The sequence below is a fragment of the Vibrio sp. MMG023 genome, assembly GCF_021654215.1.
Classification (GTDB): domain Bacteria; phylum Pseudomonadota; class Gammaproteobacteria; order Enterobacterales; family Vibrionaceae; genus Vibrio; species Vibrio jasicida.
The window spans coordinates 185,014-207,637 of the sequence record NZ_JAKFZP010000002.1 but is presented as its reverse complement, the minus strand read 5'-3'; the positions used below and the strand labels follow the sequence as shown (position 1 = coordinate 207,637).

Below are 22,624 nucleotides of genomic sequence, written 5' to 3'. Positions count from 1 at the left end.
TACAGATAAAAAGGACGATGATGCTTAACCGTAAAGAAGTATGCATACTTGCTGCTTTTACATCGATATTTGTAACAGAGGTCTATGCAGAGGAGAGACGTTTCTCTGCTCACGAAGACAACTATTTATTGCCTTTCTATACGGAATCAAAGGTGAATCAAGAGCGCTTCGCTCCGCTTAATCCTAACGGTCATGATGCGAAAGATGTCATGGTTCAGTTCCAAATCAGCATGAAATACAAGCTACTGGTTTTTGGTGATGATGGGCTTTTTGTCTCTTACACCCAGCGTTCTAACTGGGAGGCATACGATGATTCTGCTTACTTTAGGGATGACCAATATAATCCTGCCGTCTTCTATCGTTGGAACTTAAACCCTTGGCGCATTTCGCTTGGTTTTGAGCATCAATCCAATGGTGCGGGTGGCAATGATGAGGTCAGTTGGAATCGCGTATACCTAGATAACAAGTGGCGCTTTGACTCTGGCTTTGTCCGTTTTAAGACGTGGCTTGATGTTGGTAGTCACCATTACAACCCGGATATCGTTGACTTTCTTGGGTATGGCGAGCTAGAAGCAGCTTGGATTTCTGAAAATGATCACAAACTAAAGTTCACGGTATCCAACGTGTTTACAAAAGATTGGGAAAAGGGTTTCTATCGCGCATCTTGGAACTTCCCCGTTTATCAAGGGCTAAGAGGTTACATGAAAGCAGAAACAGGTTACGGCCTAACAATCTCTAATTACAACTTCGACGAAAGTGCGTATGGAGCCGGATTTGCGTTCGACTTTTAGTGGCCAACCTTTAACACCCAAAGAAACTTGTTCGAGAGGGAAGTGAATGAGGGTTGAAGCGCAAGATGTGGCAATTAGGTACCTTGAAGAAACAGATGCCGCTCCTTTGTTTGAAAACTACCTTGGTGATGAACAAGCGTGTTTGTACCTAAACCGACAAGCGCATCAAAGTTCAAGTCAAACGTTACAAGCTATCAATAGATGGCGAACCCAATATGAGCTGGATGTCCCTAGTATTTTGGTACTCGCAATTGAAGAAAGCGCAACTCAAGTTCCCATTGGTTGCTTAGTCTCAATCCCTGAAAACAGTCATAGCGAAATTCACTTTGGGATCTCTAGAAATTATCAAGGTAAAGGGTATGCGACTCAGGCGTGTAAGCTCGGGATTGAGTATCTGAAAAGTGTCGGAGTCAAGCAGATTCATACAGCGCCTCATATCGACCATCAAGCCAGTATTCGCGTGCTCGAAAAATGTGGATTTAAGAAACAAGGTGTGTTGAAAGAGTATGCGGTGTTTCCTGCACTCAGCCCCAATCCACAAGACTGCTTGTCTATGTATTTAGTGATGTCTGCCGCAAGCGTGTGTAATTAATATTTCCAACAGCTTATTTCGTTTTAGCAGTCTATCGTGTACCAGTGTTGTATTTGTTCAACTAGTCCATAAACTTAACTACTCTCTCAATCCAAGCTTGAGGGAGAGAAAAAGTTGCAACTGAAAATTCGTAGTTCTGTAGGGGTCGGTGGTATTAATGCAAAGAGCGATATCATAGCTGTTCAACAAGTTTTGAACCATCATTAAAACGCGATTGGGTTTAGACCAAAGCTGGTTGTTGATGGCTCACTCGGACGCAATCCAATGTCGTCCAAAACAGTAGCTGCGATCAAAGCTTGCCAACGTAGATTGATATTTATGGTAAGGCCAGATGGGCGTATTGACGTGAATGGGAAAACACATAGAAAGCTCAATAGCGTCGCGTCAACTTCGCCTAGAAAGAGCTCTAAACCTCAGGTGGAAAGTTTAACAACCAAAGTTACTTGGATGAAAACCGCTTTTGGTGAATTAGGGCAAACGGAAGTTTCTGGGACAAAAGCAAACCCAAGGATCTTGGAGTATTTTTCTGCATCAAAATTTTGGGGAACCGATGATTCTGGAGGTCAAAATGCTTGGTGCGGTTCATTTGTTGCGTGGGTGTTCAAACAACATGGCATAAAACCAGTGAAAGAGGCATACAGAGCAAAGGAATGGGAAGCTTTTGGTAAAAGTGTCACTAGTCCAATTCATGGTGCATTAGGAATTAAAACGAGGAGGGGTGGTGGTCATGTTGCGTTTGTCGTAGGTAAGAGCCCCGATGGAAAGTACCTTTACATGTTGGGTGGAAACCAAAATAATCAAGTAAACATTGCTAAGTATCCCCTTACAGCATGGGATAAATTTGTTGTTCCTAATAGTTATGATGATACAAAAGGCACGCTACCTATCTATACAAAAGGGGCGGTGAAAGCAGGTGCAGAAAGTTAAGTATGTATAAATTAATCAGTTTATTAGGTCTAGTCAGTTTGTTTGTTTGTGCCTCTCAAGATAACGCGCCTACAAGTGAGGCCCTGATTGAAGCAATAGGTGAGACTCCATACTCGGCTGTTGTGGTGCTAACTGGTTTTGAAGGGCCAGAGAAAGACGGTGGAGATAACTACTATAAGGTTCAAGCTAAGGTGTTGGATGGAGTTCGAGGCCACATTACTACCAACATCACTTTCGATATGTACACAGAGATTGGAGACTCCCCTAAAATTGGAAATGACCCAATCATCATCACTCTTTGTCATGATGAGCAAGGGTACTACTGGCCGGGAACAGGCTCTGAATTCAAAGCTACCCAAGAACAAATTTTGTTAGCGAAAGAAGCCGCTAAAAAACTATCTGACAAGCAAAGAGTCTTTGCACATTGTGACCAGTAGAATCTTATTCAACTAAGCCCAAAACAAGTGTTTTGGGCTTTTGTTATTTAGGCGTTATTGAACCTGTTCGTCTGGATGACCCCACATCAATGGTTCTGCATAAGGGCCTTTGATTGATGAAGTTGATTCGCCAATACCATCTAATGCGCCAGGTGTAAGCTCACGTGCAAACCAACACTCTAAAGGAGCCTGCGTTCTTACTGGTGGCAACACATTGTGCGGCGTGTTGTAGCGGTTTCCGTAGTGGAACGGCTCACCCATCACAAAGATAACGTCTGCATCTAACTGCTTTTCTGCTTCTTCCATCAATCTTGTCGCGTAGCCTTTGCCTTGGTATTCAGGTAGTACGGCTAGTGGCGCAAGTACATAGCATTTTAGGTGTGGTGCTGCATCAATCACGATAGGGGTATAGCATGCGTGTGCTACGCCTTCGTAGACGATTGAAAAGCTACCATCCGCAATAAGATTGTCGGCAAATTCTGCATAGAGTTTGGCGTGTCTCTCGTCATATAGTCCACCTGCTTTTGCGAACGCTTCGTATTGAATTTGATAAGGTGTATTCATTGGTTTCTCCTTCGTTTTTAAATTTAATGAACACACTGACTGACCGTGCGGTCAGTGTGTTTGGTCAAAAAAATCACGCATCGACATGTGCATGATTTTTTGTATTTCTAACAGTACTTTTTGATGAACTCTTGTCTGATTTCTTCGATAGGGAAGTCCTCATTCAGTAAGTAGTTCATGGCAATGCCGTCGATCTCTGCGATGAACATTTTTGTCACCACTGCCGGGTTCGTGTGCCCTAGCGAGCGGAAGACTTCTTCAGTGGATGCCTGCAAACCTTGGTAGCGTTCATCTATCAGGTCGACAACAATCGCTCTGGTTGTCGGGTGCACCATCACACTAAAGTTGAACTGGTAAATCTTGCGATGTTCAGGAACCGTCATGCCATCGAAGATCGAGTGGATCATCGCTTCAATGCCACCTTCTTCGTTGGATAAATGCTCATCATTTTTATCCGTTTCTTCAATGATCTGAGTGATATGAACAAAAACTTGTCTCAACAGCTCGTTTTTATTTTTGAAGTGATGAAACACCAAACCTTTTGAAATCTCAGCCTTCTCACAAATGGTGGAGACGGGCGTTTTCTCAAAGCCATGTTCCGCAAATAACTGCGTTGCAACTTCAATGATCTGTTGTCGTTTGTCCATCGTGCTCACTCTACATACTGACTGACCAACTGGTCAGTTTTGCAAATGATAGTGCGTTTCTTGATCCTCCGTCAAGTATTAATAGGATCAAAACCGCTTGATTGATGTGTTAGCAGCGAAGTGAAGATCAAGCATGATAGAAAACGGATACTGTAAACCTCTGTCTAATCACACAATTACCATTACTTTTTTCTACAAGCATCAAACCTCGTTATTGTCTCATCCACTAAAGCGGTTCAACGCCATTAGGAGGCACAATGATCGTTACCACTCTCGTTGATAATGCTCGTCTTGAGCACAGAACCGATCTCTGTGTCGAGCGCGGTTTATCGCTGCATATCGACACTGAAGGAACCAAACTGTTGTTTGATATGGGCAGTGGGCGAACGTTTTGCGACAACGCACCTTTACTTAATATTGATATTCAAGAAGTGGATCTCGCGGTTATTTCTCATCGGCATCATGACCATTGCAACGGCACATCTCATTTTCTAGAGCAAAACGATGTAGCCAAAGTCTACTTAAAGTCGTGTGGAGACAAGGATTACTACTTTCGAGCTTTTGGTTTCAAGAGTGATGTTGGTATCGACAAAGTGTTGTTGGAGAGAACAAGTGACCGTATCGTGCTGGTCACTGAAACGACACAAGTTGCTCCGAATGTTCATGTTATTACCAAGATCAGCGACAAGTACCCACAACCCAAAGGAAATCAGTACCTCTATACCCGATCAAAAGACGGCCGTTATGAAAAAGACACCTTTGAGCACGAACTACTTTTGGTGATTAAGGAGGAGGATGGCTTAGTTATCTTTACTGGATGTGCGCACAGCGGAGTATTGAACATGATTGAAACGGCCGTTGAGTTGTTTCCAAACGACAGGATCAAAGCGGTAGTGGGTGGCTTTCATCTTGTGGGCTTACCCGTATTTAATAGCATTGGCGGCACTAAAGATGACATCAAAGCATTAGGGATAGCGCTATCTAGATACCCTGTTGAGAAGTTTTACACGGGCCATTGCACGGGCATGAAGGCGTATCATTTACTGAAAGAAGTGCTTGGTGATCGTCTGGAGCATTTGCCAACGGGTCGTTGTGTTGAGGTTTAATCATCGACCCTGTTAACGTTTATGATTGTGAGTGAGCCAAATTCCAATCTCAGCTATTCATCTTGCCTATTGTCAAAGCGCCCTGACAAAACCTTACCAAATATGACAGTTTTAGCGGCTTCAAACCACGGTATCCTTAGAACTTTATGTTCATCAGATGGTCACAAGACTACAAAACAATAATTGGAATCAATAATGGCAAAAACTTGGCTTGTCGCTGCTGTGAGCGTTGCATTACTTGGCGGCGGTGCGTATTTCTATCTGCAATCTTCGGCTCAACCAGAGGCGTTTCCGACGTTGGCAGTGGAAAAGGGAACCATCGAGAAACAAGCGGTGGCAGTCGGCAATATTGTCCCTGCACACTCAGTATCTATTAAGTCACAAATCGATGGCATAGTGGGCGAGATGTACGTTCAGGTCGGTGAAAAGGTCAAGCAAGGCCAACCATTGATTAAGGTTCGTCCGAACCCGACGCCTCAAGCGCTTACTGATGCTTCAACAGACTTAATGCGCAGTGAAGCGGACCTCGAATCAGCCAAACAAAAGCTGGCTAACCTTGAAAGCTTGGTGAAACAAGACATCATTCCAAACAACTACGACGAATATGTCAGTGCGCGTTCAACCGTGAAATCGGCTCAAGCGAACGTACTGCAAAAACGCCAGAACCTCGAATTAATTCGCAGCGGTGAAGCTTCCATTGGTGACGCTCGTTTAACCTCAACCATTTACGCACCAATTGATGGCACAGTATTAAACCGCAAAGTCGAAGTCGGTGAGCCAATCATCTCAACTGAATCTAGCCAGGCCGCGACAGAAATGATGTCTCTTGCGGACATGAACAGTCTGATCTTCAAAGGCAGCGTGAGCGAGCATGATGCCGCGCAGCTTTCTCCGGGTATGCCAGTTCTACTAACCGTGGCGCCGTATCCCGATGTGGAAATCTCTGGTGTGCTAACCAAAGTGGCGATTCAATCAGAAAACCTAAATTCGCCTGAAGGCAATGCCTCTGCAAAAAGCTTCGATAACGGATTTGAGGTCGAAGTGGGTGAGTTGAAGATCCCGAAAGAAGTATTGCTGCGTTCAGGCTTTTCATCAACGGCACAAATCACACTGAAGAAATCTGAGAACGTATTAACCTTGCCAGAACGAGCGCTGCAATTTGATGGCGATACGCCAAACGTATTGATCCCTGATAGTTCAGAGCAAGGCTTCCACAAACAGGAAGTGAAGCTAGGCTTGTCGGACGGCATCAATGTAGAAGTGTTAGATGGTGTTGAGCTAGATGAAGAGATCATCGATAACAGCATGATGATGGGAGCCGCACATGGCTAAGCTGCACTTATCTAAAATTGGTGTTGCGATCTTAGCGGCAACACTCAGCTTACCAAGCTATGCAATTTCGATTGAACAAGCGTGGCAACAGGCAAAGCAAAGTGATCCAAATTACGAGAAAGCCAAAATTGGTGTTCAACTTGGTGAAGTGGGTGTCGATGCAAGCCGTAGTTCACTCTTACCCGGTTTGAGTGCGACAGCATCAGCGAATTGGAGCGAATCTGCCGACAATACTAATAGTTATGGGGCATCGCTTTCTCAAACCATTTGGGACAGCAGCTTGTGGTCGGATCTAGACCAAGCGAATGCCAACTACATCAAAGCTCAGCTTGAACTGGCTCAATCACATAATGAATTAGCACAAAGATTGCTTTCATCGTATTTGGATGTTGCGAGTGCACAAGGTGATTTGCAGTTGGCGCAATCCAAGTTGGAAGAAGGCAACAAACTGCTGAAGATCATCGAGAAGCGTTACCTCGCGGGTAAAGTGAAATCGGTGGATGTCGAAGAGATTCGAGCAACACAAGTTGCGGACAGAGCCGGTATCTTGAATGCGCGTTCTGACTTAGAAGTGAAGCGAGCGGAACTGGCTGCGTTGATCAATCAAATCCCGCAAAACGTCGATCAAATTCGTACTGATTCCCTTGTTCAACCGCCATTGCTGGTGGACTCTCAAGAGCAATGGTTAAAGCTCGCGAAGGACAGTAGTCCAGAACTTTTAGTGGCCGCGCAAAACGTGAAAGCCAGTGAGTTTGCCAAAGATTCTGCACAAGGTGGGTATTACCCAACGTTAAAAGGGAATGTTGGCTACAACGATGATGACCGACGTAAAGACGGCGAGTTCAATGCAGGCATTACACTCAGTGTGCCCATTGATTTGAACGGCGCAACACGAGCCAGAGTCGATGAGGCGTCACTCAATACCCTAAGTGCAAAGCAAGATCTACGTCGAGTGGAAATCGATATTCAAAAGCGCGTGATCCAGCAGTTCACTCAAGTCGACATCAATTGGAACCAAGTTTTGATGGCGGACGAATTGGTTACTTCTCGTGAGAAAGTACTGCGCAGCAAAGAGAAGCTTTATGATGCGGGTTTGCTCGAAGTATCAGAAGTGATTAGTGCACACAACAGCTTGTTTGAGGCGAAAAACAGCCTACAAACCAACTTGTACAACTATTGGCGTCAGCGTATCGGCTTGTTGCAAACTGCAGGTAAGTTAGATGACGACACCATGGCACTGATCTCTCGAGCGTTTATTTCATGACCAGTTTATTGCAGCAAACCTTATTGCAGCAAACATGGCAAACGCTGATGGCACACCGCATGAAAAGCATGCTCGCCATCATTGCCATTGCGTGGGGCGTAATATCTGTGGTGGTTTTGATTGCGCTGGGAGAGGGCTTTTATCGCCATCAAACTCAGCAGTTGTCGTTTATGGTCAATAATGTGCAAGTCGCGTTTCCATCGAGCACCAGCAAACCTTGGCACGGATTACCTTTACGACGTCAGATTCAGATCCCGCAGGATAAAGTCGATATGATCAAACAATCTGGCTTTGTGAAATCTGCATCCAGTGTGTATGCCAAGTGGGATGCAAACATCACCAATGAAAAAGGCCAAAAACTCACGAGTTTTGTTAGCGGCATAGACCCGTACTATTTCTCATTGATTCAACGCAAGTTGGAGTCGGGTTCGCGTAATCTGTCGCCTAGTGATATTGCCAATCACACTCGCGTAGCGATTTTGGGCGACCAAATTGCCAAAATGGGTGAAATCAGTATCGGTCAAATGGCCAAAGTTAATGGCGTGCCATTTTTGGTGATCGGCATTATGAAAGACGAAGATGCGGGCATTTCATTTGGTGATAGCCGTAAAGTCTTCATCCCTCAAACTACCTACCTTGATTTGTGGGATGCCAAACCTTGGATGCTGCTACTCAAGCCAGTCGACGGTATGGATGGCAACGCATTCCGACAAGCCATTGTTAACTTTTATGCCAAGCAATTGCACTTCGACCCAACTGACAAAGAAGCGATTAACTTGCCAGACTTCAGTGAGGGCGCAGCGGTGATCACGGGTATTTTTCGTGGCATTCAAATCTTCCTTGGGGCAAGCGGTGCGATGACCATGGCCGTTGGCGCTCTTGGTGTCGCAAATATTATGTTCCTCTCTGTGACAGAACGAACGCGAGAAATCGGCGTACGCTTGGCGATTGGTGCAACGCAAAAATCCATACTCAACCAGTTCATCCTTGAAGGACTCATTTTGGTGGCGGTCGGTACAGCTCTCGGCTTAATGGTTGCTTATTTAGTGGTCGCATTGCTTGGTTCCATTACCTTACCGGAGTGGTTAGGTTTTCCGGTTATCACGCCAGACTCTATCGCTTGGTCACTGTTAGTCACGCTGGTTTTGGCGTTGCTGGCGTCTTACTTTCCGGCAAGGCGAGCATCGCGTCTCACCCCCGTAATTGCATTAAGTGCGAGGGCGTAATCATGTTGCTACCGATGAGACAAATCTTTCAAGAAATGGCAGCAGAAAAGCTGCGTTTGGGTTTAACCATTCTTGCTGTGGCATGGGCGACCTTGTGTATCGCTGCAATGCTTGCCGTGGGCGAGGGCATTCGTCAGGGCGTATTGAGAACCGCGCAAAATGGCAACGGTAATCTGATTTATTTAACCGGAGGCATGGCGACTGTCGATTATGGTGTGTTCCACCAAGGTAAGTTTCTAACCTTAAAAGCCGACGATACCGATGTTGTTAAAGCCCTACCAGAGGTGAAAAGCGTTGCGCCAACCGCAGTATGGGATGAGCGTATCACCGTGGACGATAGAGGTTCATGGCAAGAGCCATTAGCCGTCACGACGGATTTTGCGTCCATGACCAATCTGATCCCAATGGATGGCGGTCGTTGGCTCAATCCGCTCGACCAAAAGCAGATGCGTAAGGTGGTTGTCTTGGGTTATTCACTCGCTGCGGATCTGTTTAATCCTAATGAAGACTTCAGCTGGTTTGCTCCTGTGACGTTACAAGCCGATCCAGTGGGTAAAAAGGTCAAGATTGGCAGTGAAGAGTTTACTGTGATTGGCGTGTTGAAGAAAAACAGTGCTGAAATCGAACAGGGTGATCAAATTAACTACGCCAGTTTTGTGCCGTTAGCCACGTGGCAACGCTTTCATACTAATGGTGATATTGGCGGTATCAACGTAGAGCCGAATGCTAATGCAGATCGTGAAAAACTCGCAGAGACCATTCGTCAGGTGATCGCTCGTAAACATGGTGCCAGTGTGAGTGACGAGCAAGTCGTCCAAGTGGAAGACATGTTTCTTAAACAGAAAAGCATGCAACAGTTCTTAGTTGGTCTACAAAGTTTTCTTGGCATCATTGGCTTTGTCACGCTTGCCGTGGCGGGCGTCGGGATTGCGAATGTGATGTACGCAACCGTGAAACGTTCAACCAGAGATATTGGCGTGCGCATGGCCGTTGGTGCTACGCCAACCGCGATTCGTCTGCACTATTTGGTGCAATCACTGATGACGATGATGTTAGGTGGCGTATTGGGATTAGGAGTGACTTATGCGCTTGTTAGCGCAATTAGTGCGATTAATTTAGAAGGCAACATGTTTTATGAACGCCTTGGCAGACCCGTCCCTGAGCTCTCATGGATAGTCGTTGCAATTGTGATTAGCACCTTGGTGTTTATTGGCGTCGCATCTGCTTGGTTACCTGCTAACCGAGCAGCAAAAGTGAGCCCGCTGGAGGCGCTACAAAGTGAATAATAAAAAGAATTCTGGAGAGAAAATGTCAAACGCCCCATTGGTTGAGCTGACTAACATTTGCAAATACTACGCAAGCGGAGAGGCTGAAGTGCGCGCTCTAGATGGCGTCGACTTAACCATCAACCAAGGGGAGTTTCTGTCGATTCTTGGCCCATCTGGTTCGGGTAAATCGACTTTGATGAACATGCTTGGCTGTTTAGATAAACCAACCGATGGCCAATACCAATTGGGTGGTCAAAACGTCGCAAGTTTAAGCCCGAACGAGCTAGCCGGTATTCGTAACCAAAAGATAGGTTTTGTCTTCCAAAGCTTTAACTTGCTGGAATACGCGACAGCGTTGGATAACGTGGCACTGCCGTTGGTTTACTCTGGCATTAAAGCCAAAGAACGTCGCCAGCGTGCCGCTAAATTGCTAGAGCAAGTCGGGCTAGGGGATCGTCTCGACCACAAACCAAACCAGCTTTCTGGCGGTCAAAAACAGAGGGTCGCGATTGCAAGAGCCTTGGTCAACGATCCGCAAATCATCCTAGCCGATGAGCCTACTGGTGCATTGGATTCGAAATCTGGTGCAGAGATTGAAGCCTTGTTCAATCAACTCCACGCTGAAGGCAGAACCTTGATCATCGTGACGCACGATAACGCCCTAGCAGAGCGCACCAAACGCATCATCACCATCAAAGATGGCAAGGTGATTTCGGATAGAGTGCCGGCGTGAAATTCTCGCAGTTTGGAGCTTTATTAAAATAAAGACCATTTGCCTATAAAAATGGTCATTTTGGAAGTGGTGTTTTAGCCGGCCTTGTTTAAAATTTACATCTCAATTTTAAACAAGGCTGTAATATTGTAATGCATATAAATCACGCACTTTATAGAAGCGAAAAATATAGCGATGAACCAATAGAAGAGATTCTTTCTCGGTTAAACAATACTGATTATTTTTATTTGAATGAGAGTAACCCTAGTGAAGGTGCTTACTTGACTAAGAAGAAGGAAAATATCCTAATAATACGAAGAAAAACTTCTCGAAGTTTTGAAGCTCATCAAGACAGATTGTTTAATACTCGTGAGCTCACAAACTCAAGTTCAATTCTTGCGGGGAGTGAAATTGGGGGCGAGCTTCGATGTAAATTAGAACAAGAAAAAAATCAAACGAAAATAACGTACTCTTGGTATCCCGATGAGTTTGTTCAAAAGTTTTGTTATGCATTTATCCTTCTAGCTTTTTTAATGTCAGCTCTTAAATTTACTCCTGGTGATTACGATATTATTTTAAATTTATTAAAAGCTGTAGTCATATTTTCAATGCCTAATTTGTTACAGATGATTTATCTTCCTGGTCAAATAAAAATGGCAAATAAGATTTTAAAGATTAATTAGTGATTTATATCGTATGGTTCTATATGAATAGTTACTATTAATCTTTCTAAGAGCCTTTTCTCTATATGAGAGAAAGATTCGCTCAAATCAACAAATCAACAAATCAACAAAACAACGACCATGGCTAACAGCCCACCTTCATTGCTTTGGTTAACCTTGCTGCATACAAAAACAAACAAAGAAAGCAGGTAGTTATGCAAGGTATTACTAATATCTCTCCTATCAGTCGACCAATCATCACTGCACCAGTCAGCCAACCACAAAACCAAGGTCAACTTGGTGGTTTGAGTGCAAGCACGCAAATGACGCCAGATGCCATTCGCAACTTTATGCTGCAACAGATGAATAGCGGTGCTACCGCAAACCCCGCACCGATCAGTTCGTTTTCTCTGCAAAGCGCGACACCAGAACAAAGCGCAGAGCCTCGCTCAAAGTTACAAAACTTCAAAACAGCGGTACAAACGCTGGGCGATCGTATTTTGCACGCGCTGGTCAGCACTAAAACCGCTTCATTGCGTAACTCGGCAGCAAAACACAACGGCGAAGTAAGCATGCAAGTCTCTCAGGTAACGGGCAGCATCAAAAACGCCATCCTAAAAGACACCAACACTTCTGGCGGATGTTGTGAAGCACTGAGCGCTCATTGGATGAAGGCACGAGCAGAAGGCTCTAACCTTGGCGAACAGCTATTTCAATCAGGAACGGCAAGCGACAAAGGTAAGTTGAACAAAGAGACAATGCAGTCTGTCGCGCAACTGCAAACCGATGGCATGGTGGGTTATGACCAAGAAGCGATCACAGAAGGTTGGCTAAGAAGCAACAACATCGAATCGCCTTACCGAGAACTTGGGGCATTATCACGTGTGCATGGACAAACAAGCCGTGGCCGAAATAGTGCAGCAGAGCTTGCGGCAAAGATTGTTGATAACGGCCCTAAAACATCACTATTGAAGAAGATCGGCCTTGAAGGTCCAAGCAATGCACACGCCGTTGCCGCCGCGGTAGATGGAGAAAAAGTGACCTTCTTTGACCCGAACTTCGGTGAGTTTTCTTTCCCAAGCAAGGAAGATTTCACCAGCTGGTTTGTTCAGGACTTCTGGCACAAATCAGGCTACGACCTACCGAAATTCGGCTTATCGGGAGAATTCAGCATCGTCAACTTGGAGGCTAACCACTAATGACAACCACATTCGATCACCTAGTTAAACACTTTTTCGAAAAGAACGGCCTAGAGAACCCAACCGCGCAAGATGGTATCTACAGCCTGTTGATTGACCAAAAGTATCAACTTCATTTCACGCATCAGAATGAAGAGTGGATGGTACTGTATGCAGAACTTGGTGAGGCAAACCCGATATCGGAGCAGCTGGCAAAGAGCAATATCTTTGGTGAATACTGGCCTGCGCACGTTGTGTCGCATCAAGAAAACAGCGCCGTTTTATGGTCGCAACAACCGATGGCGATGCTAAATGTGGCAGCGTTAGAGGCGTGGACAGAGTGCTTTATTCAAGATCTTATTGAAAAGCAGGCGGCGATTTCTGGAGTAAAGCCAACGCCAGCAAGCGCAGAGCCAACCAATATCCGACCTCATATGATCTCAGTGTAAACCCTAGATCTAGATTTATAGGGCACAAGTAACGCCCGCATGATCGGGCGTTACTTTTTTGTGGTTTAAGCACGGCTTTTAGCCAGTAGCAGATCCACTTTTCCTTTCGCTGTCTTACTTACCGTCTGCATAAACTTAAAGCTTGGCGCTGCAATGCCGGATTGTTCAAGCTCTTCTACCATCAACAACCACAGCTTTGCCGTTACCTGTGCATCGGCTAACGCGCGGTGGAATACGCCGTCGTTTTCGATGTTCTTATAACGAACCAACTCCCCCAGCTTGTGTGACGGTGCATCTTGAATAAGGCGTCTTGCCACCAATAAAGAACACGCGAACTCACCAGAGTAACCGCAGTCGATTCGCTCTAGCTCTGCATCCAGAAATCGCTTATCGAACGACGCGTTGTGCGCGATAAGATTCTCACCCGCAATAAACTCACTGAACGATGCCATCACTTCATCGCAACTTGGTGCTATGCGCAGCATGTTATTGGTTATACCTGTGTAGCCCTCAATAAATGAGCTCACACGAAAGCCAGGATTCATAAGTTGCTGAAAACTATCGACCACCTCACCATCAACGATCTTAACCGCACCGATTTCAATCGCGCGATCACCCATATTCGGAGACAGACCTGTGGTTTCAAAGTCGAGTACGACAACGGAGTTAGCTTGAGGCATGAAGTTTTCCAACTGAACAATAAGGCGCAAGAGTATCGTTGAAAGTGTGGGAAAAGGGAAGGAGCGAACTTCAAGTGATAGCTGGACCTGAGATTTAATTTGGCATGCTAACTGGATCGACGATGCGTTCTACGGTTAGTTTTATTCGATTTACTACGGAAGAATTGGCTTTGTCATCTTCTTACGAGTAGAAATCAATGCAAATTAGCAATCTAATGTTATGCAACAACTTTATCTTATTGAAACTATTAGTCTTGTAAATTGAGCGTTATCGTTTAATTCGGCACAATGTACGGATTAAAGAGGGTGAAAACCTGTAGAACGTGTCAAGTATAGAACGATTTAAAATAAGGAAAATTGAATGCCAAATGTAAATTTGGATGCCTTAATTTCTAGAGAAGATTTTGAGGTTGTAGAAACTAACTCTAGAGTTTCTTCATTTAACCAAAATGTTGGTGTAAAGGACTTGGAAAGAGGAGAGTTTTTTTATGCAGGTTTGCGAAAACCTGATTTTCAGAGGGAAACTTCAGACTGGACAGATGACCAGCTTTGTGAATTTATTCAGAGCTTTATTGATGGTGATCTTATACCAGCTGTCATTTTATGGAATTCAGGTCCCTACAATTTCGTAATTGATGGAGCTCATAGACTCGGGGCACTAATTGCTTGGATAAACGATGACTATGGAGATGGAGCTATATCCAAACAATTTTATAATGATGAAATTGATGACGAACAAAGAGATATTGCTAGTAAAACGAGAGAAAAGATAAAGAATACTGTCAAATCCTATAGTGAGTACAAAAAAGCTACAGCAGATAGCAACAACGCCGATCGTCAAATGTTAGAAAAGGCTCTTAGTTTAGGTCGTACTTCCATACAATTACAGTGGGTTACTGGTGGTGCTGAAAAAGCTGAACAATCATTTTTTAAAATAAACCAGAAAGCATCTAAGATAAACGATACAGAAATTGAACTTTTACAATCCAGAAGAAAGGCATTCGCTATAGCTTCGCGAGCTATTATGAGAGCTGGTGCTGGTCATCAGTATTGGTCGCAATTTGAACCTTCTGTCATGAAGGAAATAGAAGATATAGCTCGAGAAATCAATGGACTTGTTTTTCAACCTAAGATATCTGGTGCTATCCGTACGCTAGATCTACCTTTAGTAAAAAAATATAACTCACCACAAACAAATAGTTTTATATTTGATCTGGTGAAAAAATGTAATGATGTTCCAAATAATACAAAAAAAATTGATGATGATTTAGATGGTCAATTAACCGTTCAGTATCTGAAAAATACAAGAAAATTCTTAAGAAGGATTAATTCCTCTCATCCATCATCTCTTGGACTACATCCTTTAGTATATTTCTATAATAAAAGAGGAAATCATATCTATTCAGCAATATTAGCCTGGGTAGATGTCATTAAAGATGTAGAAAAATCTCAGCAGTCATTAAAATCTTTCTGTTTTATTCGTGGTGATTTAGAAAAATTCTTGATCAAATATAAGCACTTTCTATCTGGTCTAAATGCTAAGTACGGCAGTGGCATGAAGAGCTACAAACACATAAAGAAAGTAATAACTTTAATTATAAGCTTGTTACAAAAGAAGGAACATGAAAATACTATCGTTGACCTAATTTTGGGTGAATATGCATTTCTCACGAGAGATGACGAAGTCAATGTTACGTCACCTAGATTTTCTACAGATATAAAATCTCAGATTTATATTCAAGAAACACTACCTAGAAGTAGTACATGTTCGTTATGTAGTGGATTTATACACCAAAACTCAATTTCTTTCGATCATATTGTTAGGAAACAAGATGGTGGGAAAGGCAGTGTTCAAAATGGTGCGTTGATGCATCCATACTGTAATACTTCTGCTAAAAACTGACATTGTATATATACTATAGTGTGTTCTTAAACTACAAGCGACTAAGTTAGTTTTTCTTGGTTACAGTCAGTAAAATATTTGAAAAGGCGTAGTATTACGCCTTATTTAACCTCAAACAAACAACTGTACCGCGCAGTAAAGTAACGTCGCCGCTAAAGTCATATTGATCGCTTTACCATATTTCTGGAATTGCGATTGAAGCAGTTTGCCTGCGATAGCCCAGATTAAGTTGCTCGCCAATGCGATAAAGACGAGCACTAGGCTGGTGGCTAAGACCCAGTAGATGTTTTGCGTGTTAGGCAACACTAATGTAGAGATAGATGTTACGCCTGCAATGGAAGTCTTTATCGACGGTATGCTTATGCGCACTAGACAGGCTTTTTCCTCAAACCATGAAATTCCTTCATGTTCAACGTGAAGTATTACCAATGTTATTCAATTAACGAAGCAAGTATAAAAAACAGACTGCTCTGGTGTTAGGTACTGTGACAGCTGTTTTTGAACTGAATTTTCGAGGTAAACGCTGCACATACTGACGATTGGGAAAATCAAAAAACACAACCATCCCCAAGAACAGAGTTAGGAATCAGTCAGCGTTTATCTAAGGAAATAGGATACCAACTCACCATGAATAACGATTTCAATTTTGCTATTAAGAGCATCCGTTTTGATGAGAACTACCAACCATCAGACAGTACGCGCATCACGACCAACTTTGCCAACCTAGCTCGTGGTGACAGCCGCCAGAATAACCTTCGCAATGCACTGCGTATGATCGACAATCGTTTTAATGCTTTGGCACATTGGGATAATCCAAATGGCGATCGTTACAGCGTCGAGTTGGAAATCATCTCTGTGGATATGGACATCCAAGGCAGTGGTGAAGCATTCCCTTCTATCGAAGTGCTTAAAACCAACATTGTTGACCGCAAAACCAACGAACGTATCGAAGGCATTGTGGGTAACAACTTCTCTTCTTATGTGCGCGATTACGACTTTAGCGTTCTGCTATTAGACCACAATAAAGACCAGCCTCAATTTAGCATTCCCGCTGATTTTGGTGAGTTACACGGCAAGCTGTTTAAAGCGTTCGTGAAGTCGGAATCGTATCAACAACATTTCCAAAAGCCGCCAGTGATTTGTTTGAGTGTGTCGGACAACAAGGTTTACCGCCGTACTGACAACCAGCATCCAGTGTTGGGCTTTGAATACCAGCCAAACGAATCATCATTGACCGAGCAGTACTTCAAAAAGATGGGCTTACAGGTGCGCTACTTTATGCCGCCAAACAGTGTCGCTCCGTTGGCGTTTTACTTCTTCGGTGACTTATTGAATGACTACTCGAATCTAGAGCTGATCAGTACCATCAGTACCATGGAGACGTTCCAAAAGATTTATCGCCCAGAGATTTACAACGCGAACGCGGTAGCCGGCCAGTGCTACCAACCGAACTTGAAGAATCTTGATCACTCGTTAACCCAAATCGTTTATGACCGCGAAGAGCGCAGCCAGCTTGCAAAAGAGCAAGGGAAGTTTGCTGAGGAGCACTTCATCAAGCCTTATCAAGCGGTCCTTGAGCAATGGTCTGCAAATTACGCGTAATCGAAAACGAGAATCTAGAAGGGAATGACGATGAAAACATTATTACCGACTTCAACGGCGGGCAGCTTACCTAAGCCTTCTTGGCTGGCTCAACCAGAGACGCTTTGGTCTCCATGGAAACTGCAAGGCGACGAACTGATTGATGGCAAACGCGATGCTCTGCGTGTCTCTTTACAAGAGCAAGAACTGGCAGGGGTCGATATTGTCAGTGACGGTGAACAAACTCGCCAACACTTTGTGACGACCTTTATTGAACACCTTAGTGGCGTAGACTTCGAGAACCGTAAAACCGTGACCATTCGTAACCGCTATGATGCGAGTGTACCGACGGTAGTGGGCCCAGTGAGCCGAACCAAACCTGTGTTTGTGGAAGATGCGAAGTTCTTACGTCAGCAAACCAAACAACCGATCAAGTGGGCGCTACCGGGACCAATGACGATGATCGATACACTGTATGATGATCACTACGGTAGCCGTGAAAAACTGGCTTGGGAATTCGCAAAGATCCTTAACCAAGAGGCGAAAGAACTTGAAGCGGCAGGCGTCGACATTATCCAATTTGATGAGCCCGCGTTTAATGTGTTCTTTGATGATGTGAACGAGTGGGGCATTGCGTGTTTAGAGCGCGCTATCGAAGGGCTAAAATGCGAAACTGCAGTACATATCTGCTATGGCTACGGTATTAAAGCCAATACGGATTGGAAGAAGACGCTGGGCACTGAGTGGCGACAATACGAAGAGGTATTCCCGAAACTGCAGAAGTCCAATATCGATATTATCTCGCTTGAGTGTCACAACTCACGTGTACCTATCGAACTATTAGAACTTATCCGAGGCAAGAAGGTGATGGTTGGCGCAATTGATGTAGCAACCAACGAGATTGAAACACCAGAAGAGGTTGCAGAAACTCTGCGCGAAGCACTTAAGTACGTCGATGCCGACAAACTTTACCCATGCACAAACTGCGGCATGGCGCCTCTATCTCGCGAAGTTTCAACTGCGAAGCTCAATGCACTCAGCGCAGGCGCAGAGATTATTCGAAAAGAGTTGGTGGGTTGAGTCTTTAGCAATACTCAATATTCAGTTATCAACCCCTAGATAAACAAAACCAAGAGTCAGACTCTTGGTTTTTCTGTTTGCGAACGATGATTAATAACAAGCTTCTCTAAATCATTCTTTGAATAAACTCCAACATATTGGCTCTTGCCGGTGTCGGATTTTGCTTAAGTAGCCTGTCCGTGAAGTCGTACAAGCTTTCGCTAGTTTGCGAGCTTAGAGCTTCAACGCTTGCTCCATGATCAATGAGGTATAGAAACGACTCATAATCGTCAGATAAAACGGCACTGTGTAAAGGTGGAAGAGAAAGTCCGTCTAGGGTGTTGATGCTGTTGATATCTGCCCCTTGTTGTAACAGCACATTGGCGACTTTGAACTTATTCTCATGATCTGAGTTCAATATCGTCATAATGCCAAGCTCAGAGTTGATTGAATCAATATAGCTTTCACTCAGATTGAAGGTCTCGATATAGGTTAAGCAGGCGCTGTCATTGAAGAGGACAATATTGCTACCTAAAGCACAGAGCACAAGTCTTTCATCATCAACTGAGCTCGCGAAGACGGTAACCGTGGCAGCGACGACAACCAAAATTGCAGTTAACTTTTTTAGCATAGTTACGCCCAGAGTTTGAGTTTTGTGGTGAATGGATGGATTTTTAGACGGACTGAGGCGACAAGTAAATAAGAAAGAAGGAAGCTTCTGCCATCGTGCGAAGAGCTTGTAAGAATGTTGAAACTAATAGAGTTATCGTTTCACAGGGGTTGTAATCTCATCGCACATCGTAAGGCGCAAAAGCACGCATTGAAAAGTACAGTAGTTTGCAGACCTTAACAGCACTTTGCGGGTAGATCCTGAATCACCTCGTCCCTCGTTGTTCAGGATGACGGACGTTGGTAGATACGTTGCTCCCCACAAAACAGTTATCTGGTTAGAGCCCGAAATAGGGTCATTCCAGCGAGTCTAGACGAGACTAGGAATCTGCTAACAACTCGCTTGGAAAATGGCGATAACCTCAGGACTTAATAGCACTCTTTGGGTAGATCCTAAATCACTTCGTTACTCGTCGTTCAGGGTGACCGGTTCTAAATAAAAATTCCGCTCCCAGTAAAGTGAGCGGCATACTTCGTTTTCCGTCAATTCAATTCCACATTTTTCATCTCTGGATGCTTCAATAACATCACGCGAATCCAGTGGTGTACTACCCACATCACCATTGCGGTGAGCATTACCGCTACGAATATCGAACTGAATCGGTACAAGATGGAGAAGAACGCGTCTTTCTGCTCAGGCACTAATGACGTGGTCAGTGGAACAGACAGGGCAGACATCGCCGAGAACGCAATGGCGGCTTTGACTTGTCCTTTCGTTAGCCACAAACAGAATGGCCCCATAGCGATGGTAAACGTCAGCCAGAACAGCAATCCATGACCAAACCAACTGCCCAAGATTAACTGCACCGCCATACCCGCGATACAACCCAGCGCTGTACCGATGATGCGGATTTTCGCCATGGCCATTGAGCCTGCCAATGTCATTGGCGTTAGGATAATGAGGATCGAAGCCTGCGCCGAAAGTGAGTCGTACAAATCACCGATTTGGAACACCAAAAACGCCGCCATTGCTACCACCCAGCCCATTGCTACTTGGCTGATGTAGTCGATATCGCTTTTTACTGGCGTAGTCATTTCTGTTTGTAAGATCTTCGATTCTGGCTCTGGAAATAGCCAATAGGCGAGGGCACAGACAAAGATATTGCTGAACGAAATTACCCAAAGGTTGACGTTGAACTCTTCAATATCCATGAAATCGTAACTCGCGAAGTTGAGCACGATCGAGCCAACCAACAACCCCATGTAACCAAACAAGTAGGTTTTCGGGTTCATCATCGCGATGCATTTAAACAGCATCATAATGCCCACTGCCGCGAACATCAGAGTAGGATGGAACTGCAAGTATTCGAGAATAAAGGTGGCTTGAACCGTGGTCCAAACCGCCGAGAACAGCACCATCAATACCAATGGCAGACTGAAGTGGTCCATACGGCCGAGCACGAACAGTGGCAGCATGACGGCAAAGAAACCGTAAGACCAACCAAAGATCATGCTCAACGCCAAACCCATTGAGCAGCCAAACCAAATACGTAAGGTTTTCATCGCAGCCGCCTAGTAGATAAAGTGGAACCAGCTAGCAAGGTAGATTTGAACTTGTGCCATCAATGCCCAAAACGGACTGTTGTCTGGGTAAAGTACGATGGTGGCACGAGAACCAACGAACAGAGAGGAAGGCAGTGCTTCTTCACTGGTCAGGTTCACGCGAGTGCGCTGTGCATCACGTACCCAACGGTTGTTCACTTCGACTTTGGTCAGTGCGCCATTTGGGGTTTGCTGTGCAGCGGCAACGCCGTAATCTCGACTAGATAGGTCGAAGTCATAAACTGAACCTGGGTTAGCATCAAACGCAACCATGGCGTGGTAACTGTTGTCGACGCCCGCTACCGATTTCTCACGAAAATCCGCAGCAACCCACATTGATCCGGTTGGTACAAAGGTAAGCAATGGCATGTTGGTGTTTGCCATGGTGCCGACTTCCAATTGCAGGTTAGTTACTACGCCGTCACTTGGAGCAAGGACTGCGGTATTAGTTAGATCGAGTTGAGCTTTCTCAATACCGTTTTGAGCAATGCGTACTGCGGTGCTTTGGCCTTTTTTGTCTCCAAGTTGTGCTTCAATCACTTTCAAGTTTTGTTGTTCTGCTTTGAGCGCAGCTCGTGACACTTGGTTTTGTGCGTAGGCACTGTCTAAGTTGGATTGAGAAATGACTTTTTGCTTCGACAACTTTTGTAGACGTGAGTACTCACTGTGCGCGTTGTTGTAAGTCGCTTGAGCACGAGCAATGTTTGCCAGTGCAGCTTCCCGCTGCGAATACAGTGTTGCTTCTTTTTCGTAAGCGGATTGCAGTGAAAGCTGCGCTTGTTCTAAAGCGATTTTGTATTTACGAGCATCAATGGTGAACAGCATATCGCCTTTGTGTACAGACTGGTTGTTGGCAATCAGCACATCGGTCACTTTGCCAGACACTTCTGGCGCAACTTGCACCACGTAACCTTGGACTCGCCCTTCGGTCGTGATTGGTGCGTGTCGATCCGCAATGATGATGTAGAAAAATAGTACAATGAACAGGACAATAAGTGTTCGCATCCAGTGTTTGAATTTATGATCTGCCGTCATAATAGATACCTGAATCTATGGTGCTCGCAAGCAAATTAGACAGGCGATTATAGAGAACTTGGTCACAATTCAGTAGAATGACAATAAGCGCATGAATGACCTAAAAGTAGGACAATGAACGTTAGTTTTGATGATCTTCACCTGTTTAGCCAAACCGTCGTGCACGGTGGTATCAGTGCGGCGGCAGAGGCGAACCAGTTACAACGCTCTAAAGTGAGCCGACGTTTGCAAGAATTAGAGAAAGCGTTGGGCTGCCAATTGCTGATTCGAACCACGCGAACCATTGAGTTGACCGAGCACGGCAAGCGTCTGTTTGAGCTGGTGGGGCAACCCATAGAGCATATTCAACAAGGTTTGAATATGATGCATGAATACCAACAAGAGTTGACGGGTAAAGTGCGTGTTGCGATTCCCTCTGCATTGATGAGCTCGGCGGCGTTTAATTCGATCATTAACGAATATACGACCCGTTACCCTGAGATGTCGGTAGAGATTGAGAACCACCAAGAGAGTGTGGATCTTAAGCGACAAGCGTTTGATCTTCAGCTTTTACCGAGCGTGGCGAAAGTCTCGGATGACAGCTATGTTCAGTTCAGCTTATTGCCTTACCGCAGTCACTTTGTCGCTTCCCAAGCTTATTTAGATGCCCATCCTCCTCTAAAAAGCATGGACGATTTAAAGCATCATCGTTTGCTGACTAACCGATACAATGCCGGATTGTTAGATCCAGAATTGCACGTGGCGGTTAGGTCGGACGATTTGAACTTGCTGCGGTTAATGGCGATTACAGGTAACGGCATCGCCTTTATCCCGCAAGTGCACTCTAAACCAGCTTTAGAAGACGGCCAGTTAGTCGAAGTATTGCCAGAGTTCACGCACCCTAAACAACATCTGACGTTGATTTACCCATCCAATCTGTTTTTGCCGAACAAGGTCAAAGTGTTAATCGAACTGTTTCGGGAAAAATTCCAATAGCGTGAGCGGACAATAACTTTGCGAA

General features: G+C 44.6%; 23 protein-coding genes and 1 pseudogene. 17 read left to right on the top strand and 7 right to left on the bottom strand.

Going from position 1 to position 22,624, the window contains the following annotated elements:
• The first annotated feature begins 20 nt into the window (after positions 1-20).
• From L1076_RS06060 to L1076_RS06045, 4 genes are all read left to right on the top strand, one after another.
• Positions 21-791, top strand: a complete 771-nt coding sequence (locus tag L1076_RS06060) for a phospholipase A (protein ID WP_237303546.1) — start codon at positions 21-23, stop codon at positions 789-791.
• Positions 792-837: 46 nt separating this feature from the next.
• Positions 838-1,383 (top strand): GNAT family protein, encoded by a 546-nt coding sequence (locus L1076_RS06055; RefSeq protein WP_038880624.1) that lies wholly within the window; start codon positions 838-840, stop codon positions 1,381-1,383.
• A 264-nt stretch (positions 1,384-1,647) separates the two neighbouring features.
• Positions 1,648-2,310, top strand: coding sequence for a TIGR02594 family protein (locus L1076_RS06050; RefSeq protein ID WP_237303366.1), 663 nt, complete (start codon positions 1,648-1,650; stop codon positions 2,308-2,310).
• 2 nt (positions 2,311-2,312) lie between these two features.
• Positions 2,313-2,747, top strand: a complete 435-nt coding sequence (locus L1076_RS06045) for a hypothetical protein (protein WP_038880619.1) — start codon at positions 2,313-2,315, stop codon at positions 2,745-2,747.
• A gap of 54 nt (positions 2,748-2,801) precedes the next feature.
• Here the strand turns inward: L1076_RS06045 and L1076_RS06040 are convergent, their stop codons facing one another.
• Positions 2,802-3,311, bottom strand: a complete 510-nt coding sequence (locus tag L1076_RS06040) for a GNAT family N-acetyltransferase (RefSeq protein WP_005438896.1) — start codon at positions 3,309-3,311, stop codon at positions 2,802-2,804.
• A 107-nt stretch (positions 3,312-3,418) separates the two neighbouring features.
• Positions 3,419-3,958 (bottom strand): TetR/AcrR family transcriptional regulator, encoded by a 540-nt coding sequence (locus L1076_RS06035; RefSeq protein WP_063345790.1) that lies wholly within the window; start codon positions 3,956-3,958, stop codon positions 3,419-3,421.
• 257 nt (positions 3,959-4,215) lie between these two features.
• On the opposite strand from L1076_RS06035, the gene L1076_RS06030 reads away from it, so the two are divergent.
• From L1076_RS06030 to L1076_RS05990, 9 genes are all read left to right on the top strand, one after another.
• Positions 4,216-5,064, top strand: a complete 849-nt coding sequence (locus tag L1076_RS06030) for an MBL fold metallo-hydrolase (protein WP_237303365.1) — start codon at positions 4,216-4,218, stop codon at positions 5,062-5,064.
• Positions 5,065-5,259: 195 nt separating this feature from the next.
• Positions 5,260-6,396: an efflux RND transporter periplasmic adaptor subunit gene (locus L1076_RS06025; protein WP_237303364.1), complete on the top strand. Its 1,137-nt coding sequence runs from the start codon at positions 5,260-5,262 to the stop codon at positions 6,394-6,396.
• Complete coding sequence (locus L1076_RS06020; RefSeq protein WP_237303363.1) at positions 6,389-7,660, top strand: TolC family protein; 1,272 nt, start codon at positions 6,389-6,391, stop codon at positions 7,658-7,660. The genes L1076_RS06025 and L1076_RS06020 overlap by 8 nt, the downstream gene beginning before the upstream one ends.
• Positions 7,657-8,886 carry an ABC transporter permease gene (locus L1076_RS06015; RefSeq protein ID WP_038880611.1) on the top strand — a complete coding sequence of 410 codons (1,230 nt, stop codon included), beginning with the start codon at positions 7,657-7,659 and terminating at the stop codon, positions 8,884-8,886. Before L1076_RS06020 ends, L1076_RS06015 begins: the two co-directional genes overlap by 4 nt.
• 2 nt (positions 8,887-8,888) lie before the next feature.
• Positions 8,889-10,172, top strand: coding sequence for an ABC transporter permease (locus tag L1076_RS06010; RefSeq protein ID WP_237303362.1), 1,284 nt, complete (start codon positions 8,889-8,891; stop codon positions 10,170-10,172).
• A 22-nt stretch (positions 10,173-10,194) separates the two neighbouring features.
• Positions 10,195-10,887, top strand: a complete 693-nt coding sequence (locus tag L1076_RS06005; RefSeq protein ID WP_042602506.1) for an ABC transporter ATP-binding protein — start codon at positions 10,195-10,197, stop codon at positions 10,885-10,887.
• Between the two features lie 131 nt (positions 10,888-11,018).
• Positions 11,019-11,549: a hypothetical protein gene (locus L1076_RS06000; RefSeq protein WP_042602507.1), complete on the top strand. Its 531-nt coding sequence runs from the start codon at positions 11,019-11,021 to the stop codon at positions 11,547-11,549.
• A gap of 194 nt (positions 11,550-11,743) precedes the next feature.
• Complete coding sequence (locus L1076_RS05995; protein ID WP_237303361.1) at positions 11,744-12,727, top strand: YopT-type cysteine protease domain-containing protein; 984 nt, start codon at positions 11,744-11,746, stop codon at positions 12,725-12,727.
• Positions 12,727-13,155, top strand: a complete 429-nt coding sequence (locus tag L1076_RS05990) for a CesT family type III secretion system chaperone (protein ID WP_237303360.1) — start codon at positions 12,727-12,729, stop codon at positions 13,153-13,155. The genes L1076_RS05995 and L1076_RS05990 overlap by 1 nt, the downstream gene beginning before the upstream one ends.
• Positions 13,156-13,220: 65 nt before the next feature.
• On the opposite strand, the gene L1076_RS05985 is transcribed toward L1076_RS05990, so the two are convergent.
• The gene (locus L1076_RS05985) at positions 13,221-13,835 is read right to left on the bottom strand and encodes a 3'-5' exonuclease (protein ID WP_237303359.1); all 615 of its coding nucleotides are present in this window, start codon (positions 13,833-13,835) and stop codon (positions 13,221-13,223) included.
• A 361-nt stretch (positions 13,836-14,196) separates the two neighbouring features.
• Here L1076_RS05985 and L1076_RS05980 point away from each other — a divergent pair, with 361 nt between their 5' ends.
• Positions 14,197-15,738, top strand: coding sequence for an HNH endonuclease (locus L1076_RS05980; protein WP_237303358.1), 1,542 nt, complete (start codon positions 14,197-14,199; stop codon positions 15,736-15,738).
• Positions 15,739-15,849: 111 nt separating this feature from the next.
• On the opposite strand, the pseudogene L1076_RS05975 reads toward L1076_RS05980, so the two are convergent.
• Positions 15,850-16,089 (bottom strand): annotated as a pseudogene (locus L1076_RS05975) (amino acid transporter); the annotation flags it as partial.
• A 276-nt stretch (positions 16,090-16,365) separates the two neighbouring features.
• Between L1076_RS05975 and L1076_RS05970 the strand changes: the two are divergent.
• Both L1076_RS05970 and L1076_RS05965 read left to right on the top strand, forming a co-directional pair.
• Positions 16,366-17,340: a DUF1852 domain-containing protein gene (locus L1076_RS05970; protein WP_237303356.1), complete on the top strand. Its 975-nt coding sequence runs from the start codon at positions 16,366-16,368 to the stop codon at positions 17,338-17,340.
• 30 nt (positions 17,341-17,370) lie between these two features.
• Entirely contained in the window at positions 17,371-18,399 is a 1,029-nt protein-coding gene (locus L1076_RS05965; protein WP_237303355.1) for a methionine synthase, read from the top strand.
• A 106-nt stretch (positions 18,400-18,505) separates the two neighbouring features.
• Here L1076_RS05965 and L1076_RS05960 read toward each other — a convergent pair whose 3' ends face one another.
• From L1076_RS05960 to L1076_RS05950, 3 genes are all read right to left on the bottom strand, one after another.
• Positions 18,506-19,009 carry an ankyrin repeat domain-containing protein gene (locus tag L1076_RS05960; RefSeq protein WP_050912727.1) on the bottom strand — a complete coding sequence of 168 codons (504 nt, stop codon included), beginning with the start codon at positions 19,007-19,009 and terminating at the stop codon, positions 18,506-18,508.
• A gap of 521 nt (positions 19,010-19,530) precedes the next feature.
• The gene (locus L1076_RS05955) at positions 19,531-20,550 is read right to left on the bottom strand and encodes a DUF2955 domain-containing protein (protein WP_237303354.1); all 1,020 of its coding nucleotides are present in this window, start codon (positions 20,548-20,550) and stop codon (positions 19,531-19,533) included.
• 9 nt (positions 20,551-20,559) lie between these two features.
• Positions 20,560-21,624 carry an HlyD family secretion protein gene (locus L1076_RS05950; RefSeq protein ID WP_237303353.1) on the bottom strand — a complete coding sequence of 355 codons (1,065 nt, stop codon included), beginning with the start codon at positions 21,622-21,624 and terminating at the stop codon, positions 20,560-20,562.
• Positions 21,625-21,738: 114 nt separating this feature from the next.
• Between L1076_RS05950 and L1076_RS05945 the strand changes: the two genes are divergently transcribed.
• Entirely contained in the window at positions 21,739-22,599 is an 861-nt protein-coding gene (locus tag L1076_RS05945; RefSeq protein ID WP_237303352.1) for a LysR family transcriptional regulator, read from the top strand.
• Positions 22,600-22,624: the final 25 nt, after the last annotated feature.